This window comes from Neisseria sp. P0019.S002 (assembly GCF_051957155.1).
Classification (GTDB): domain Bacteria; phylum Pseudomonadota; class Gammaproteobacteria; order Burkholderiales; family Neisseriaceae; genus Neisseria; species Neisseria perflava.
Window position 1 is genome coordinate 1 of the sequence record NZ_JBQCWS010000183.1, and the last position, 431, is coordinate 431.

Sequence of the window (431 nt, forward strand, 5' to 3'; positions counted from 1 at the left end):
GCTCTTGATACCGCCAGCTTTGTTCAAAGCGTTTCTGATACTCGGCCGCTTCTTCGCCGCTGTCGAAGCTTTACACTCCTTAGAGGTTTTCAAAGAAAGGGAACACGGCTTCTGCGGCAAGCATGGCGGATTTCCTGGCCGTATGGATGCCTTCGATGCGTGGCATATTCAGGAAACCTGCGGCATCGCCGACCAAAACGCCACCTTTAAACGAGAGTTTCGGCAGGCTTTGCAAACCGCCTTCAATCAGCGAACGCGCGCCATCCGCGATACGGCGGCCACCTTCAAAGGTTTTGCGGATTTCAGGATGGGTTTTGAAACGTTGGAACTCTTCAAACGGCGACAGATAAGGGTTTTGATCATCCAAGCCGACCACAAAGCCAACAGCGACTTTGTTTTCGTCAAAATGATAACTAAACGAGCCGCCGTAG

At 51.7% G+C, this 431-nt stretch carries 1 pseudogene; it reads right to left on the bottom strand.

Annotation, left to right across the window (positions count from 1 at the left end):
* Positions 1 to 431 (bottom strand): annotated as a pseudogene (locus tag ACTHTY_RS12210) (electron transfer flavoprotein-ubiquinone oxidoreductase); the annotation flags it as partial.